The following is a 15440-nucleotide window of genomic DNA, read 5'->3' as shown; positions in this document are numbered from 1 at the left end:
ACATCCGGGGCGGCGTGTCCCGTTCCCGCCGCCGCCCTGGGGCTGGCGGCCGTTTGGCTGAATGGTTCAGGTTTAGAGCATTCCCGGTCCAAACGGAAACCGGTTCTGCGCAAGAGAGCGCGTCAGGACAACACGTTAGGGGAGGGGATGGAGGTGGGTCGGCGCGGTGCGTGCGCGCCGCGGCCCGGACTTAGGGCGGTGCGACTCCCACTACTCCCGACTCCGGGCCGCGGCAGACCGCCCCAGCAGGCGGAGCAACGGGTCGGACTGGGGATTCAAGGGTATTCGCTGCCGGACGCTTGGGTTGGGCGCACGGAATGGGTTGGGAATTTGGGTTGGGTTGGGAACTTGGGTTGGGAGCTTGAGTTCGGGCGTTTGGTCTTTCGCCGCCCGGCGCCGGAAAACCGGCGGGCACAAAGTGGCGGGAGTGACGGGGCTCGAACCCGCGACCTCCGGCGTGACAGGCCGGCGCTCTAACCAACTGAGCTACACCCCCGCGTGCTCATCGCAAGCGAGAGCGCGGACATAAGGCCCAACCCTGCCCTCGTCAAGCCCGTCCGTTGGCGAGGTCGCGATCAGGATCGTTTGCCGGCGTCCGCGCATCCGGTTCCGGCTCGGGCGCCGGGCGCGCGGCCGTCTCCGACCGCATTCTCCTGTGGATGGCCCCGTGGAATGGGCCGGTGCCAGGGGGCGGACGGGCCGGGCATTGCCGCCGGCAGAGCGCGCACCATATCGGCTTCTGTGGATGACTGCGCAGTGATGGCCGCGACTGCGGCAAGAACTTTCGCGGTTGCGTAATGGTGGACTGATGCAAACCGCCGGGAGACCTTGTCCTGGCCGGCAGGAATGGCAATGGAGAGTCGACGTAACGGTTGAACCGGCAGGATTTCGCAGCAGCGAAGTCAAAAATGCTGCAACTGCGTGCCCAGGGATTTGGCGCGGCTGCCTCAATTGTAGGCCAAGTCTGCAGATCTGTCGGTCATTACGCCCCCGATATCCGAATAACGCGTGCCGGCGAGCTTGCGGGGGGTGAGGCCGTGCGCTAACCATTCGACTATCGGATGGGTCCGGGGTGCCGGGCCGCCGACGCGCCGGGCTTCTCCGCGCGCGTCGGTCTCATCCGCGCGCACGCCTCAAGAGGTGAACTGGACGATGACCGAGCTGCTTGTCGCCTATCTCCCGCTCGTCATCTTCATCGGCCTGTCGCTGGTGATCGGGCTGGTGCTGCTGATCGCGCCGTTCGTGGTGGCCTATCAGCAGCCGGATCCCGAGAAGCTCTCGGCCTATGAATGCGGGTTCAACGCCTTCGGCGATGCCCGCATGAAATTCGACATCCGCTTCTATCTGGTGTCGATCCTGTTCATTATCTTCGATCTCGAAGTGGCGTTCCTGTTTCCGTGGGCGGTGGCGTTCGGCGATGTCGGCGTGTTCGGGTTCTGGTCAATGATGGTGTTTCTGGGCGTGCTGACGGTCGGCTTCGTCTATGAGTGGAAGAAGGGGGCCCTGGAATGGGACTGATGGACAAGTCTGCGGCCATCGCCCCGGCGCCCAGAGGCATTCTCGACCCGCGCACCGGCAAGCCGATCGGCTCGGACGATCCCTTCTTCACCGGCATCAATGACGAGCTGGCCGACAAGGGCTTCCTCGTCACCGCCACCGACGAGATCATCAACTGGGCGCGCACCGGCTCGCTGATGTGGATGACCTTCGGGCTCGCCTGCTGCGCGGTCGAGATGATCCACGGCGCCATGCCGCGCTACGATTTCGAGCGATTCGGCTTCGCGCCGCGCGCCTCGCCGCGCCAGTCGGACTGCATGATCGTCGCCGGCACCCTGACCAACAAGATGGCGCCCGCGCTGCGCAAGGTCTACGACCAGATGCCGGAGCCGCGATACGTCATCTCCATGGGCTCCTGTGCCAATGGCGGCGGCTACTACCACTATTCGTATTCGGTTGTGCGCGGCTGCGATCGCATCGTGCCGGTCGACATCTACGTTCCGGGCTGCCCGCCGACGGCGGAGGCGCTGCTCTACGGCGTGATGCTGCTGCAAAAGAAGATTCGTCGGACGGGGACCATCGAGCGGTGACCAGATATTACGGGGATGGCGGTCTCCTCGACACGGCGTTGCGGGAGATCGGCGCGGCGGCGGCAGCGGCGCTGCCCGGGGCCGTGACGGGCTTCGACATTGCGCTGGGCGAGTTGACCGTTCGGGCCGAGGCGGCGCGGATCGTCGAGGTGCTGCGCTTCCTGCACGACGATCCGGCCTGCCGGTTCATCGCCTTCGTCGATCTGTGCGGCGTCGACTGGCCGGCGCGCGAGAAGCGTTTCGACGTCGTCTACCACCTGCTGTCGCCGCAGCAGAACCTGCGGGTGCGGGTGAAGGTGGAGACCGACGAGACGACGCCGGTGCCCTCCATCGTCGGGCTCTATCCCGGCGCCGGCTGGTTCGAGCGCGAGGCCTACGATCTCTACGGCGTGCTGTTCGACGGCAATCCGGACCTGCGCCGCATCCTCACCGACTATGGCTTCGACGGCCACCCGCTGCGCAAGGACTTCCCGCTCAGCGGCTATGTCGAGCTGCGCTGGGACGACGAGCAGAAGCGCGTGGTCTACGAGCCGGTGCGGCTGATGCAGGAGTTCCGCAACTTCGACTTCCTCTCGCCCTGGGAAGGCACCGACTATGTGCTGCCCGGCGACGAGAAGGCCAATCGGGCGGGCTGAGGGGGGAAGGACATGGGCGCCGACGCCACGGCTCGCGATTTCACCATCAATCTCGGCCCGCAGCACCCGTCCGCGCACGGCGTGCTGCGGCTGATCCTCGATCTCGACGGCGAGGTGATCACCCGCGCCGATCCGCATATCGGCCTGTTGCACCGCGGCACCGAGAAGCTGATCGAGTACAAGACCTACGCCCAGGCGGTGCCGTATTTCGACCGGCTCGACTATGTGTCGCCGATGAATTGCGAGCACGCCTTCGTGCTGGCGATCGAGCGGCTGCTCGGCCTCGCCGTGCCCTACCGCGCCCAGCTGATCCGCGTGCTCTATTCGGAGCTGACGCGAATCGCCAACCACCTGATCAATATCGGCTCGCACGCGCTCGACGTCGGCGCGCTGACCCCGCCGCTGTGGGTCTACGAGGAGCGCGAGAAGATCTTCTGCTTCTACGAGCGGGCCTCCGGCGCGCGCATGCACGCCAACTATTTCCGGGTCGGCGGCGTGCACCAGGACCTGCCGCCGGCGCTGATCGAGGACATCCGGGCGTGGTGCGATCCGTTCCTGGGCGTGGTCGACGACCTCGACCGGCTGCTCACCGGCAACCGCATCTTCAAGCAGCGCAATGTCGACATCTGCGTGATCAAGCCGGAGGATGTCTGGGCGCGCGGCTTCTCTGGCATCATGGTACGCGGCTCGGGCATCGCCTGGGATCTGCGCAAGGCGCAGCCCTACGAGTGCTACGAGGATCTCGAATTCGACATTCCGGTCGGCAAGAACGGCGACTGCTACGACCGCTACCTCTGCCGCATGCTGGAGATGCGGGAGTCGGTGCGCCTCATCAAGCAGTGCTGCGACAAGCTCAGCAGCGTTGCCGGCGCCGGCCCGGTGCTGGCGCCCGACCACAAGGTGGTGCCGCCGCGCCGCAGCGAGATGAAGCGCTCGATGGAGGCGCTGATCCAGCACTTCAAGCTCTACACCGAGGGCTTCCACGTGCCGGCCGGCGAGGTCTATGCCGCGGTCGAGGCGCCCAAGGGCGAGTTCGGCGTCTATCTGGTGGCCGACGGCACCAACAAGCCCTATCGCTGCAAGATCCGTTCGCCTGGCTTCGTCCACCTGCAGGCCATGGAGTTCCTGTCCAAGGGCCACATGCTGGCGGACATTCCCGCCGTCATCGCCACCATCGACGTTGTGTTCGGCGAGGTCGACCGATGACCGCAGCGCCCTGTCCGGACCGGCGGATGACCGTCACCGACTACCTCGCCTGGGGCGAAGCCCGGCCGCCCGGCCGCTTCGAACTGGTCGAGGGTCGGGTGGTGGCGATGTCGCCGGAGCGGGTGCGGCACAATCTGGTGAAGCTCGCCGTTGCGGTTGCTCTGCAGAATGCCGTCCGTGCGGCGGGGCTACCCTGCACGGTGTTCACCGACGGGGTGGGGATCGCCGTCAATAAGGATACGGTGCGCGAGCCGGATGCCTCGGTGCAGTGCGGGGTGCCGGCCGACCTCGACGCCAAGCTGATCGAGGCACCGGTGATCGTGGTCGAGGTCACCTCGCCGTCGAGCGAGCGTGACGATCAGCAGGTGCTGCTGGTCGAGTATTTCTCGGTTCCCAGCATCCGCCATTATCTCATCGTGCTGCCGGAGAAGCGCGCGGTGGTGCATCACCACAAGACCGGCGAGGCCATCGCCACCCGCATCGTGCATGAGGGGGAGATCGTGCTCGATCCGCCCGGCATGACGGTTGCCTTCGAGGCGCTGCTCGGCCCCGCCGCTGCGCAGGGAGAGAATTGAGTCATGAGTGTCCGTCGTCTCGCGCCTGCCGAGCAGCAGCCCGACGCCTTCGCCTTCACGGCGGAGAACGCGGCCTGGGCCCAGACCCAGATCGCCAAATATCCGGAAGGGCGGCAGGCGTCCGCGGTGATCGCGCTGCTGTGGCGCGCCCAGGAGCAGGCCGGCGGCTGGCTGCCGCAGAAGGCGATCGAGCATGTGGCCGAGCTGCTCGCCATGCCCCCTATCCGGGTGCTGGAGGTCGCGACCTTCTACACGATGTTCAACCTTGAGCCGGTCGGCCAGCATTTCGTGCAGGTGTGCGGCACGACGCCGTGCATGCTGCGCGGCGCCGAGGCGCTGAAGAAGGTCTGCCACGACAAGATCGGCCACGAGCGCCACGTCACCGCCGACGGCAAGTTCTCCTGGGCGGAGGTCGAGTGCCTGGGCGCCTGCGTGAACGCGCCGATGGTGCAGATCGGCGCCGACTATTACGAGGACCTCACGCCCGAAACCCTGGCGAAGCTGCTGGACAACCTCGCCGCCGGCCGTCCGGTCAAGCCGGGGCCGCAGGTCGAGCGCCAGTTCTCGGCGCCGGCCGGCGGCCTGACCACGCTGACTGGCGATCCGGCGCCGGGCGCCGACGACAAGACTCCGGCGGAGTGAAAGCCATGCTCGCCGACAAGGACCGCATCTTCACCAATCTCTACGGCCTCCACGACTGGGGGCTGAAGGGCGCCCGCGCGCGTGGCGGCTGGGACGGCACGCGGGTGTTGCTGGAGAAGGGCCGCGACTGGATCATCAACGAGGTCAAGGCCTCGGGCCTGCGCGGGCGCGGCGGCGCCGGCTTCCCGACCGGGCTCAAATGGTCGTTCATGCCCAAGGGCTCGGACGGGCGGCCGTCCTATCTCGTGGTGAACGCCGACGAATCCGAGCCCGGCACCTGCAAGGACCGCGAAATCCTGCGCCACGACCCGCATCTGTTGGTCGAGGGCTCGCTGATCGCCGGCTTCGCCATGGGCGCGCACACCGGCTACATCTATGTGCGTGGCGAGTTCATCCGTGAGCGCGAGCGGCTGCAGGCGGCGGTCGACCAGGCCTATGAGGCGCGGCTGCTCGGCAAGAACAATATTCACGGCTGGGATTTCGACCTCTACGTCGTCCACGGTGCCGGCGCCTATATCTGCGGCGAAGAGACCGCGATGCTGGAGAGCATCGAGGGCAAGAAGGGCATGCCGCGGATGAAGCCGCCATTCCCGGCCAATGTCGGCCTCTATGGCTGCCCGACCACGGTCAACAATGTCGAATCCATCGCGGTGGTGCCGGACATCCTGCGCCGCGGCGGCGCGTGGTTCGCCGGCATCGGCCGGCCCAACAACACCGGCACCAAGCTGTTCTGCATCTCCGGCCACGTGAACACGCCCTGCAATGTCGAGGAGGCGATGGGCGTGCCGTTCCGCGAGCTGATCGACAAGCACGCCGGCGGCGTGCGTGGCGGCTGGGACAATCTGCTGGCCGTCATCCCCGGCGGCTCATCGGTGCCGTGCGTGCCGGCAGCGGAGATCATCGACTCGCCGATGGACTTCGATTCGCTGAAGGCGCTGCGCTCGGGGCTGGGCACCGCGGCGGTGATCGTGATGGACAAGTCCACCGACATCATCCGCGCCATCGCTCGCCTCAGCTATTTCTACAAGCACGAGAGCTGCGGCCAGTGCACGCCGTGCCGCGAAGGCACCGGCTGGATGTGGCGGGTGGTGAGCCGCATGGCCGAGGGGCGCGCCACCAAGCGCGAGATCGACCTGCTTCTCGACGTGTCCTATCAGGTCGAGGGCCACACCATCTGCGCGCTGGGCGATGCCGCGGCGTGGCCGGTGCAGGGCCTGATCCGCCATTTCCGCCACGAGATCGAGGCGCGCATCGACGCTTATGCGGCGCGGCCGGATGTGGCGGCGGCGGTGCGCGAGCCGTCCGACATCGCCGTGGCGGCGGAGTGAGCGCGATGGCCGCGGTGTCCGACAACGTCGTTTTCGTCCTGGTGCGCCGGATCGACGAGCGAACCGAACGCATGGCGCAGGAACTGCATGACGTCAAAGTGCGGGTGACGGCTCTTGAGGACGGTCTGGCGGGCGTGAATCGCCGGCTCGACCGGCTGGAGCAGTGGGTCGAGCGCATCGGGCGCCGCCTCGAACTCTCGGACGCATAGGCTGGAAGATTACGCATGGCCAAGCTGATCATCGATGGCACCGAGGTCGACGTGTCGCCCGACGACACGCTGCTGCAGGCGTGCGAGGAGGCCGGGGCCGAGATCCCGCGCTTCTGCTACCACGAGCGGCTGTCGGTGGCCGGCAATTGCCGCATGTGCCTGGTCGAGGTGAAGGGCGTGCCCAAGCCGCAGGCCTCGTGCTCGGTCAATGTGCGCGACCTGCGCCCCGGCCCCAATGGCGAGCCGCCGGTGATCAGCACCAAGTCGCCGATGGTGAAGAAGGCGCGCGAAGGGGTGATGGAGTTTTTGCTCATCAATCACCCGCTCGACTGCCCGATCTGCGACCAGGGCGGGGAGTGCGACCTGCAGGACCAGGCGATGGCCTATGGCGTCGACACCTCGCGCTTCGCGGAGAACAAGCGGGCGGTCGAGGACAAATATATCGGCCCGCTGGTCAAGACGGCGATGAACCGCTGCATCCATTGCACGCGCTGCATCCGCTTCATCACCGAGGTGGCGGGCGTGCCCGATCTCGGCGCCATCGGCCGCGGCGAGGACATGGAGATCACCACCTATCTTGAGCGCGCCATGCGCTCGGAGCTGCAGGGCAACGTCATCGATTTGTGCCCGGTCGGCGCGCTGACCTCGAAGCCCTACGCCTTCCACGCCCGGCCGTGGGAGTTGACCAAGACCGAATCGGTCGACGTGATGGACGCGGTTGGCGCGGCGATCCGCATCGACACGCGCGGCCGCGAGGTGATGCGCATCCTGCCGCGCGTCAACGAGGCGGTGAACGAGGAGTGGATCTCCGACAAGAGCCGCTTCATCTGGGACGGCCTCAAGACCCAGCGGCTGGACCGCCCCTATGTGCGCCGCGATGGCAAGCTCGCGCCTGCGACGTGGGGCGAGGCGTTCGCGGCGATCAAGGCCAAGATGGACGCGACTTCGGCCGGGCGCGTCGGCGCGCTGGTCGGCGATCTCGCCTCGGTGGAGGAGGCGTTCGCGCTGAAGGGCCTGCTGGACCGCCTCGGCGTCGCCAGTCTCGACTGCCGGCAGGACGGTGCGGCGCTCGATCCGGCACTGGGGCGGGCAAGCTATCTGTTCAATCCCGGCATCGCCGGACTCGAGCAGGCCGACGCGCTGCTGATCGTCGGCTCCAATCCGCGGGCGGAGGCGGCGGTGCTGAACGCCCGCATCCGCAAGCGCTGGCGCATGGGTGGCTTCCCGATCGGGCTGATCGGCGAGGCGGCGGACCTCACCTATGACGCCCAGCATCTCGGCGCCGGGCCGGACACGCTGGCGGAGATCGCTGGCGGCCGCCATCCCTTCGCCAGCGTGCTCAAGGCCGCGGCGCGGCCGATGGTGCTGGTGGGGCAGGGCGCGCTGGCGCGGCCCGACGGCGCGGCGGTGGCCGCAGCGGCGGCCAAGGCGGCGCTGGCCATCGGCGCGGTCAAGGACGGCTGGAACGGCTTTTCGGTGCTGCACACCGCGGCCAGCCGGGTGGGCGCGCTCGACGTCGGCTGCGTGCCGGGGCCGGACGGGCTTTCGACCAACGACATGCTCAAGCCCGGCGCGCTCGACGTGCTGGTCCTGCTCGGGGCGGACGAGGTCACGGTGCCGGCCGGCGCCTTCGTGGTCTATGTCGGCACCCATGGCGACCGTGGCGCCCACCGCGCCGACGTCATCCTGCCCGGCGCGGCCTACACCGAAAAGTCGGGCATCTGGGTCAATACCGAGGGGCGGGTGCAGCTCGGCCAGCGCGGCGGCTTCCCGCCTGGCGATGCGCGCGAGGACTGGGCGATCCTGCGGGCGCTGTCGGAGCGGCTCGGCGAGACGCTGCCCTATGACTCGCTTGCCGCGCTCCGGTCGGCGCTGGTGGCCGCCCATCCGCACATGGCCCGCCTCGGCGTCGCCGAGCCGGCCGATGCCGGGACCATCGCTGCGCTTGCGGCCCAAAGCGGGGTGCCGGACAAGGCGCCGTTCGTCGGCGCGGTCGGCGATTTCTATCTGACCAACCCGATCGCCCGGGCCTCCGCCGTCATGGCGGACTGCTCAAGCCTGGCGGCCGGGCGCGTCCAGGCGGCGGCGGAGTGAGGGCGACATGAGCTGGCTTGATAGTGCGTGGCTGGACACCGCCCTCCATCTTATCGTCATCGCCCTGCACAGCCTGGCGGTGCTGGTGGCGCTGCTGGTCTTCATCGCCTTCGTCCTGCTCGCCGACCGCAAGGTCTGGGCGGCGGTGCAGCTGCGCAAGGGGCCGAACGTGGTCGGCCCGGTCGGGCTGTGGCAATCGTTCGCCGACTTTATCAAGTTCATGACCAAGGAGCCGGTGATCCCCTCCGGCGCCAACAAGGTCGTGTTCCTGATCGCGCCGCTGGTGTCGTGCGTGCTGGCGCTGGCCGCCTGGGCGGTGATCCCGGCCGATGCCGGCTGGGCGGTGGCCGACATCAATGTCGGCATCCTCTATATCTTCGCCATCTCCTCGCTCGGCGTGTACGGCATCATCATGGGCGGCTGGGCGTCGAACTCGAAATATCCGTTCCTGGGCAGCCTGCGCTCGGCAGCGCAGATGGTGAGCTACGAGGTGTCGATCGGCTTCGTCATCATCACCGTGCTCTTGTGCGTGGGGTCGCTGAACCTGCAGGACATCGTGTTCGCCCAGCGCGAGCGCGGCTTTGCCACGATGCTCGGCATCCCCTGGGCGACGATGCTGAACTGGTTCTGGCTGCCGCTGTTCCCGATGTTCGTGGTGTTCTTCATCTCGGCGCTGGCGGAGACCAACCGGCCGCCCTTCGACCTGCCGGAGGCCGAATCCGAACTCGTCGCCGGCTTCATGGTCGAATACTCGTCCACGCCCTATCTGCTGTTCATGCTGGCCGAGTATGTGGCGATCATGACCATGTGCGCGCTGACCACCATCCTGTTCCTGGGCGGGTGGCTGCCGCCGTTCGACGTGGCGCCCTTCACCTGGGTGCCGGGGGTGGTGTGGTTCATCCTCAAGCTGTCGCTGGTGTTCTTCATGTTCGCGATGGTCAAGGCGTTCGTGCCGCGCTACCGCTACGACCAGTTGATGCGGCTGGGCTGGAAGGTGTTCCTGCCGCTGTCCCTGTTCATGGTGGTGGCGGTGGCCGGCGTTCTGCAGACCATGGGGTGGGCGCCATGACGGAGCTCGTTGCCGGCCTGTTCGGCGTTGGGGTGGGACTCGCGTTTGCGCTGTTCGCCAACATGGCGGTGCTGCCGCGGGTGCTGGAGGCGCAGCGCCAGACGCACGCGCAGCGTGAGAGCGCCGGTGGTTCCGGCGGCGACATCGCCCGTCTGACCAGAATCACGACCCTGGCCTACCGGCTGGCGTTTCCGGTGGTTTGCGGCGTGGTGGGGTACGACCTCGGCACCCGCCTCTGGGGACTGATGCAATGACGGCGGAGCCTGACCATGCTCTCACTCTCCCTGCCGGGACTGATCGGCGCCGCCATGGGCCTCGCGCTGGGGCTCCTGAACTTCGGCGTTGTCGTCAGCTTCGTGGAGACGCGGCTGCGGGCGCTCGACCGTTCGACCAACGCGGCCGAGAAGGCGGACTTCGAGCGGCGCATCACCCTGATGCGCCGCACCATGCTGGTTCTGGATATCGTGGCGTTCTCGGCGGTCGGCTATCTGTTCGGGCAGACCATTGCCGGTGGCCTGTCGTGAGCGCGGGATGGGTGCGTGCGGGCTGGCGGGGAGGGAGCGGATCATGAAACTCGACCAGGCGGCCCGTGCGCTGTTTCTCACCGAGTTCGTCTCGGCCTTCTTCCTGTCGATGCGCTACCTGTTCCGGCCGAAGGCGACCATCAACTATCCGTTCGAGAAGGGGGCGCTGAGCCCGCGCTTCCGCGGCGAGCACGCGCTGCGCCGCTACCCGAACGGCGAGGAGCGCTGCATCGCCTGCAAGCTGTGCGAGGCGATCTGCCCGGCCCAGGCCATCACCATCGAGGCCGGGCCGCGCCGCAACGACGGCACGCGCCGCACCACGCGTTACGACATCGACATGGTGAAATGCATCTATTGCGGCTTCTGCCAGGAGGCGTGCCCGGTGGATGCCATCGTCGAGGGGCCGAACTTCGAGTACGCCACCGAGACGCGCGAAGAGCTTTATTTCGACAAGGAACGGCTGCTCGCCAATGGCGAGCGCTGGGAACGGGAAATCGCCCGCAATATCGGCCTGGACGCGCCTTACCGGTAAGGTCGCAGGTCACGCGGGACAAGTGGGCCCGGCGCCGGGCGCCGGACACGGGGGACTGGGATGGGGGTTGCCGCAGCGTTCTTCTATCTATTTGCGGGCGTCGCCGTCGCTTCCGCCTTCATGGTGGTGGCGGCGCGCAACCCCGTGCACTCGGTGCTGTGGCTGATCCTGACCTTCGTCAACGGGGCCGGGCTGTTCCTGCTGCTTGGCGCCGAGTTCCTGGCGATGATCCTGGTGGTGGTCTATGTCGGCGCCGTCGCCGTGCTGTTCCTGTTCGTGGTGATGATGCTCGACGTCGATTTCGCCGAGCTGAAGCAGGGGGCGCTGCAATACCTGCCGATCGGCGGCATCGTCGGGCTGGTGTTCCTGGTGGAGCTGGTGCTGGTGCTCGGCACCTGGGCGGTGGGGCCGGGGGTGTCCGGCGCCGTGAAGATGCCGCTGCAGCCGGCCGAGGTGTCCAACACCGTGGCGCTGGGCCAGGTGCTCTACACCCAGTACGTCTATTTCTTCCAGGCGGCCGGCCTCGTGCTGCTGGTGGCGATGATCGGCGCCATCGTGCTGACGCTCCACCACAAGGAGGGCGTCAAGCGCCAGGACATCGCCCGGCAGGTGGCGCGCGGGCCGGCCACGGCGGTCGAGCTTCGCAAAGTCAAGTCGCGGCGGGGGATCTGAGCCATGACCGTCGGTCTGTCGCACTTCCTCATCCTGGCCGCCATCCTGTTCACCATCGGCACGGTCGGGATCTTCCTCAACCGCAAGAACGTCATCGTCATCCTGATGTCGATCGAGCTGATCCTGTTGTCGGTGAACATCAATTTCGTGGCGTTCTCGGCCTTTCTCGGCGACCTCGTCGGCCAGGTGTTCGCGCTGTTCGTGCTGACCGTGGCCGCCGCCGAGGCGGCCATCGGTCTGGCCATCCTCGTGGTGTTCTTCCGCAACCGCGGCTCGATCGCGGTCGAAGACGTCAACATGATGAAGGGCTGAGGGGATGTATCAAGCCATCGTCCTGCTCCCGCTCCTCGGCTGCCTGATCGCCGGCCTGTTCGGCCGCTTCATCGGCGCACGCAATTCGGAGGTGATCACCACCGCCCTGGTCTTCGTGTCGGCGGCGCTGTCGTGGGTCGCCTTCTTCAATGTCGGCTATGGCGGCGAGACCACGCGGGTGATGCTGTTCACCTGGTTCGAGGTCGGCACCTTCAAGGTCGACTGGGCGCTGCGCATCGACACGCTCACCGCCGTCATGCTGGTGGTGGTCAACACCGTCTCGGCGCTGGTGCACCTCTATTCGATCGGCTACATGGCCGACGATCCGCACCGCCAGCGCTTCTTCTCGTATCTGTCGCTGTTCACCTTCGCCATGCTGGCGCTGGTGACCGCCGACAATCTGGTGCAGATGTACTTCGGCTGGGAGGGCGTGGGCCTCGCCAGCTACCTGCTCATCGGCTTCTGGTATCTCAAGCCCTCGGCCAACGCCGCCGCCATCAAGGCCTTCGTGGTCAACCGCGTCGGCGATTTCGGCTTCGCGCTCGGCATCTTCGCCACCTACTGGATGGTGGGGTCGATCGATTTCGACACCATCTTCGCCCAGGCGCCGTCGCTGCAGGGCAAGGTGATCCCGCTCGGCGGCACGTGGTTCGACGCGCTGACCCTGATCTGCCTGCTGCTGTTCATGGGGGCGATGGGCAAGTCGGCGCAGTTCCTGCTGCACACCTGGCTGCCGGACGCGATGGAGGGCCCGACCCCGGTCTCCGCCCTGATCCATGCCGCGACCATGGTCACGGCGGGCGTGTTCATGGTGGCGCGGCTGTCGCCGCTGTTCGAGCTGGCGCCCACCGCCCAGGAGGTGGTGATCCTGGTCGGCGCCACCACCGCCTTCTTCGCCGCGACGGTGGGTCTCGTCCAGAACGACATCAAGCGGGTGATCGCCTATTCGACCTGCTCGCAGCTCGGCTACATGTTCGTCGCCATGGGGGTGGGGGCCTATTCGGTGGGCATGTTCCACCTGTTCACCCACGCCTTCTTCAAGGCGCTGCTGTTCCTCGGCTCGGGGGCGGTGATCATCGCCATGCACCACGAGCAGGACATCCGGAAGATGGGTGGGCTTTGGAAGGCGCTGCCCTTCACCTATGCGATGATGGTGATCGGCACGCTGGCGCTCACCGGCTTCCCTTTCACCGCCGGCTTCTATTCCAAGGACGCGATCGTCGAATCCGCCTTCGCCTCGCACGCGGCGCTGTCGGGCTACGGCTTCTGGATGCTGGTGATCGCGGCGGCGCTGACCTCGTTCTATTCCTGGCGGCTGATCCTGCTCACCTTCCACGGCAAGCCGCGCTTCGTCGCCGAGGGCCACGGGCATGCCCATGGCCACGACGCTCACGCGCACGACACTCATGCGCATGACGATCACGCGCACGGCAACCACGGGCACCACGCCATCACCCGCCTCGAGGATGTGCACGAGGCGCCCAAGACGATGTTGCTGCCGCTCCTGGTGCTGGCCGTGGGCGCGCTCGGCGCCGGCTTCGCCTTCAAAACGGCGTTCGTCGATGCGCACGGCGTGGGCGAGTTCTTCCGCCAGTCGATCTCGCTCGCCAAGGACGGCCTGCTCGAAGAGATGCACCATCTGCCGCCGCTGGTGGTGTTCGCGCCGACCATCGCCATGGCCGCCGGCTTCGCGGTGGCGGTGCTGTTCTACATCGTCTCGCCGCATCTTCCCGCGCTGTTCGCGCAACGCCTGCGGCCGCTCTATCTGTTCCTGCTCAACAAGTGGTACTTCGACGAGCTCTACGAGGTTGTGTTCGTCAATTCGGCCAAGCGGCTCGGCCGTCTCCTGTGGAAGCAGGGCGACGGCGCGGTGATCGACGGGCTGGGGCCGGACGGCGTCGCCGCGCGGGTGATGGACACCACCAACCGCGTGGTGCGGCTGCAGACCGGCTATCTCTACCACTATGCCTTCGCGATGCTGATCGGCGTCGCGGCGCTGGTGACGTGGTTCATGTTCGCCGGGGGGGTGCGCTGATGTCGGGCTGGCCGATTCTTTCCGTCATCACCTTCCTGCCGCTGGTCGGCGCGCTGTTCATTTTCGCCCTGCGCGGCGACGATGAAAGGACCTTCAGCAATGCCCGCTGGGTGGCGCTGTGGACCACGGTCGTCACCTTCGCGATCTCGCTGATCCTGCTCGTCGAGTTCGATCCGGGCTCGCCCGAGTTCCAGTTCGTCGAGACGCGGGCGTGGCTCGGTCCCAACATCCAGTACCGGATGGGCATCGACGGCATCGCGCTGCCGTTCGTCATCCTCACCACCTTCCTGATGCCGATCTGCATCATCGCCAGCTGGACGTCGATCAGCCAGCGGGTGAAGGAATATCTGGTCGCCTTCCTGGTGCTCGAAACGCTGATGATCGGCACCTTCTGCGCGCTCGATCTCGTGCTGTTCTACGTCTTCTTCGAGGGCGGCCTGATCCCGATGTTCCTGATCATCGGCGTGTGGGGCGGCAAGCGGCGCATCTACGCGGCGTTCAAGTTCTTCCTCTACACCTTCCTCGGCGCGGTGCTGATGCTGCTCGCCATCATGGCGATGTACTGGCAGGCCGGCACCACCGACATCCGGGCTTTGCAAGCCTACGGCTTCCCGCCGGGGATGCAGACGTGGCTGTGGCTCGCCTTCTTCGCCTCCTTCGCGGTCAAGCTGCCGATGTGGCCGGTGCACACCTGGCTGCCGGATGCCCATGTCGAGGCGCCGACCGCCGGCTCGGTGGTGCTGGCGGCGATCCTGCTGAAGATGGGCGGCTACGGCTTCATCCGCTTCTCGATCCCGATGTTCCCCGACGCCAGCGAGTTCTTCACGCCGCTGGTCTTCACGCTGTCGGTGATCGCCATCGTCTACACCTCCCTGGTCGCGCTGGTGCAGGAGGACATGAAGAAGCTCATCGCCTATTCGTCGGTGGCGCACATGGGCTTCGTCACGCTCGGCATCTTCTCGGCCACCGAGCAGGGCATGCAGGGCGCGGTGTTCCAGATGGTGTCGCACGGGCTGGTGTCGGGCGCGCTGTTTCTGTGCGTGGGCGTCATCTACGACCGCATGCACACCCGCGACATCGCCGCCTATGGCGGGCTGGTCAACCGCATGCCGCTCTATGCCGCGGCGTTCATGGTGTTCACGCTGGCCAATGTCGGCCTGCCCGGCACGTCGGGTTTCGTCGGCGAGTTCCTGACGCTGGTCGGCGCCTTCCGCGCCAATACGCTGGTGGCGTTCGCCGCAGCCCTCGGCCTCATCCTGTCGGCGTGCTACGCGCTGTGGCTCTATCGCCGGGTGATCTTCGGGGTTCTCGACAAGCCGTCATTGGCAACGATCGCCGATCTGAACGGGCGCGAGGTGGCGAGCCTCGCTCCGCTGATCGTGCTCACCATCCTGTTCGGGTTCTGGCCGATGCCGGTGCTGGACACCTCGGCCGCCGCGGTCAAGGGCCTCGTCGAGGGCTATCTGCAGGCGCTCGGCGCCACCGCGACGCTGGTCGCCGGCTTCTGAGGGAGATTCGTC

17 protein-coding genes and 1 tRNA gene are annotated in these 15440 nt (G+C 67.0%); 17 read left to right on the top strand and 1 reads right to left on the bottom strand.

Annotated elements, in window-relative coordinates; genetic code table 11:
* Positions 1-419: 419 nt before the first annotated feature.
* A tRNA-Asp gene (locus F1193_RS10070) sits at positions 420-496 on the bottom strand.
* A gap of 656 nt (positions 497-1152) precedes the next feature.
* Here F1193_RS10070 and F1193_RS10065 point away from each other — a divergent pair.
* From F1193_RS10065 to F1193_RS09985, 17 genes are read left to right on the top strand one after another with little or no spacing between them, the layout of a single operon-like run.
* A complete protein-coding gene (locus tag F1193_RS10065; RefSeq protein WP_150097554.1) occupies positions 1153-1518 on the top strand; it encodes an NADH-quinone oxidoreductase subunit A in 366 nt (121 codons plus the stop codon).
* Entirely contained in the window at positions 1509-2087 is a 579-nt protein-coding gene (locus tag F1193_RS10060) for a NuoB/complex I 20 kDa subunit family protein (RefSeq protein ID WP_150097553.1), read from the top strand. Before F1193_RS10065 ends, F1193_RS10060 begins: the two co-directional genes overlap by 10 nt.
* A 38-nt stretch (positions 2088-2125) precedes the next feature.
* Positions 2126-2722, top strand: a complete 597-nt coding sequence (locus F1193_RS10055; protein WP_150097580.1) for an NADH-quinone oxidoreductase subunit C — start codon at positions 2126-2128, stop codon at positions 2720-2722.
* Positions 2723-2734: 12 nt separating this feature from the next.
* Positions 2735-3928: an NADH-quinone oxidoreductase subunit D gene (locus F1193_RS10050; protein ID WP_150097552.1), complete on the top strand. Its 1194-nt coding sequence runs from the start codon at positions 2735-2737 to the stop codon at positions 3926-3928.
* Complete coding sequence (locus tag F1193_RS10045; protein ID WP_150097551.1) at positions 3925-4503, top strand: Uma2 family endonuclease; 579 nt, start codon at positions 3925-3927, stop codon at positions 4501-4503. Before F1193_RS10050 ends, F1193_RS10045 begins: the two co-directional genes overlap by 4 nt.
* A gap of 3 nt (positions 4504-4506) precedes the next feature.
* Positions 4507-5145, top strand: coding sequence for an NADH-quinone oxidoreductase subunit NuoE (nuoE, locus tag F1193_RS10040; protein WP_150097550.1), 639 nt, complete (start codon positions 4507-4509; stop codon positions 5143-5145).
* 5 nt (positions 5146-5150) lie between these two features.
* On the top strand, positions 5151-6473 hold the full coding sequence (nuoF, locus tag F1193_RS10035) for an NADH-quinone oxidoreductase subunit NuoF (RefSeq protein ID WP_150097549.1): 1323 nt from the start codon (positions 5151-5153) through the stop codon (positions 6471-6473).
* Positions 6474-6478: 5 nt separating this feature from the next.
* Positions 6479-6682, top strand: a complete 204-nt coding sequence (locus F1193_RS10030) for a hypothetical protein (RefSeq protein ID WP_150097548.1) — start codon at positions 6479-6481, stop codon at positions 6680-6682.
* A 15-nt stretch (positions 6683-6697) separates the two neighbouring features.
* On the top strand, positions 6698-8776 hold the full coding sequence (gene nuoG, locus F1193_RS10025) for an NADH-quinone oxidoreductase subunit NuoG (RefSeq protein WP_150097547.1): 2079 nt from the start codon (positions 6698-6700) through the stop codon (positions 8774-8776).
* Between the two features lie 7 nt (positions 8777-8783).
* Positions 8784-9845 carry an NADH-quinone oxidoreductase subunit NuoH gene (gene nuoH, locus F1193_RS10020; protein ID WP_150097546.1) on the top strand — a complete coding sequence of 354 codons (1062 nt, stop codon included), beginning with the start codon at positions 8784-8786 and terminating at the stop codon, positions 9843-9845.
* Positions 9842-10099: a hypothetical protein gene (locus F1193_RS10015; RefSeq protein WP_150097545.1), complete on the top strand. Its 258-nt coding sequence runs from the start codon at positions 9842-9844 to the stop codon at positions 10097-10099. Before nuoH ends, F1193_RS10015 begins: the two co-directional genes overlap by 4 nt.
* Before the next feature lie 15 nt (positions 10100-10114).
* The gene (locus F1193_RS10010) at positions 10115-10369 is read left to right on the top strand and encodes a hypothetical protein (protein ID WP_150097544.1); all 255 of its coding nucleotides are present in this window, start codon (positions 10115-10117) and stop codon (positions 10367-10369) included.
* A 43-nt stretch (positions 10370-10412) separates the two neighbouring features.
* Positions 10413-10901 (top strand): NADH-quinone oxidoreductase subunit NuoI, encoded by a 489-nt coding sequence (nuoI, locus tag F1193_RS10005; protein WP_150097543.1) that lies wholly within the window; start codon positions 10413-10415, stop codon positions 10899-10901.
* A 60-nt stretch (positions 10902-10961) separates the two neighbouring features.
* On the top strand, positions 10962-11573 hold the full coding sequence (locus F1193_RS10000) for an NADH-quinone oxidoreductase subunit J (protein ID WP_150097542.1): 612 nt from the start codon (positions 10962-10964) through the stop codon (positions 11571-11573).
* Positions 11574-11576: 3 nt separating this feature from the next.
* Entirely contained in the window at positions 11577-11885 is a 309-nt protein-coding gene (gene nuoK, locus F1193_RS09995) for an NADH-quinone oxidoreductase subunit NuoK (RefSeq protein WP_126398038.1), read from the top strand.
* A 4-nt stretch (positions 11886-11889) separates the two neighbouring features.
* Entirely contained in the window at positions 11890-13920 is a 2031-nt protein-coding gene (gene nuoL / locus F1193_RS09990) for an NADH-quinone oxidoreductase subunit L (RefSeq protein ID WP_150097541.1), read from the top strand.
* Positions 13920-15428, top strand: a complete 1509-nt coding sequence (locus tag F1193_RS09985) for an NADH-quinone oxidoreductase subunit M (RefSeq protein ID WP_150097540.1) — start codon at positions 13920-13922, stop codon at positions 15426-15428. Before nuoL ends, F1193_RS09985 begins: the two co-directional genes overlap by 1 nt.
* Positions 15429-15440 lie beyond the last annotated feature (12 nt).

Source organism: Blastochloris sulfoviridis, from assembly GCF_008630065.1.
Lineage (GTDB): Bacteria > Pseudomonadota > Alphaproteobacteria > Rhizobiales > Xanthobacteraceae > Blastochloris > Blastochloris sulfoviridis.
The sequence above is the reverse complement of the archived record's forward strand: the minus strand, read 5'-3'. Positions and strand labels throughout refer to the sequence as shown.

Bases quoted from the DNA above. Each gene is read 5' to 3' on its own strand.
- F1193_RS10065 (WP_150097554.1), top strand. From the start codon at position 1,153: ATGACCGAGCTGCTTGTCGCCTATCTCCCGCTCGTCATCTTCATCGGC.
- F1193_RS10060 (WP_150097553.1), top strand. From the start codon at position 1,509: ATGGGACTGATGGACAAGTCTGCGGCCATCGCCCCGGCGCCCAGAGGC.
- F1193_RS10050 (WP_150097552.1), top strand. From the start codon at position 2,735: ATGGGCGCCGACGCCACGGCTCGCGATTTCACCATCAATCTCGGCCCG.
- F1193_RS10045 (WP_150097551.1), top strand. From the start codon at position 3,925: ATGACCGCAGCGCCCTGTCCGGACCGGCGGATGACCGTCACCGACTAC.
- nuoE (WP_150097550.1), top strand. From the start codon at position 4,507: ATGAGTGTCCGTCGTCTCGCGCCTGCCGAGCAGCAGCCCGACGCCTTC.
- nuoF (WP_150097549.1), top strand. From the start codon at position 5,151: ATGCTCGCCGACAAGGACCGCATCTTCACCAATCTCTACGGCCTCCAC.
- F1193_RS10030 (WP_150097548.1), top strand. From the start codon at position 6,479: ATGGCCGCGGTGTCCGACAACGTCGTTTTCGTCCTGGTGCGCCGGATC.
- nuoG (WP_150097547.1), top strand. From the start codon at position 6,698: ATGGCCAAGCTGATCATCGATGGCACCGAGGTCGACGTGTCGCCCGAC.
- nuoH (WP_150097546.1), top strand. From the start codon at position 8,784: ATGAGCTGGCTTGATAGTGCGTGGCTGGACACCGCCCTCCATCTTATC.
- F1193_RS10015 (WP_150097545.1), top strand. From the start codon at position 9,842: ATGACGGAGCTCGTTGCCGGCCTGTTCGGCGTTGGGGTGGGACTCGCG.
- F1193_RS10010 (WP_150097544.1), top strand. From the start codon at position 10,115: ATGCTCTCACTCTCCCTGCCGGGACTGATCGGCGCCGCCATGGGCCTC.
- nuoI (WP_150097543.1), top strand. From the start codon at position 10,413: ATGAAACTCGACCAGGCGGCCCGTGCGCTGTTTCTCACCGAGTTCGTC.
- F1193_RS10000 (WP_150097542.1), top strand. From the start codon at position 10,962: ATGGGGGTTGCCGCAGCGTTCTTCTATCTATTTGCGGGCGTCGCCGTC.
- nuoK (WP_126398038.1), top strand. From the start codon at position 11,577: ATGACCGTCGGTCTGTCGCACTTCCTCATCCTGGCCGCCATCCTGTTC.
- nuoL (WP_150097541.1), top strand. From the start codon at position 11,890: ATGTATCAAGCCATCGTCCTGCTCCCGCTCCTCGGCTGCCTGATCGCC.
- F1193_RS09985 (WP_150097540.1), top strand. From the start codon at position 13,920: ATGTCGGGCTGGCCGATTCTTTCCGTCATCACCTTCCTGCCGCTGGTC.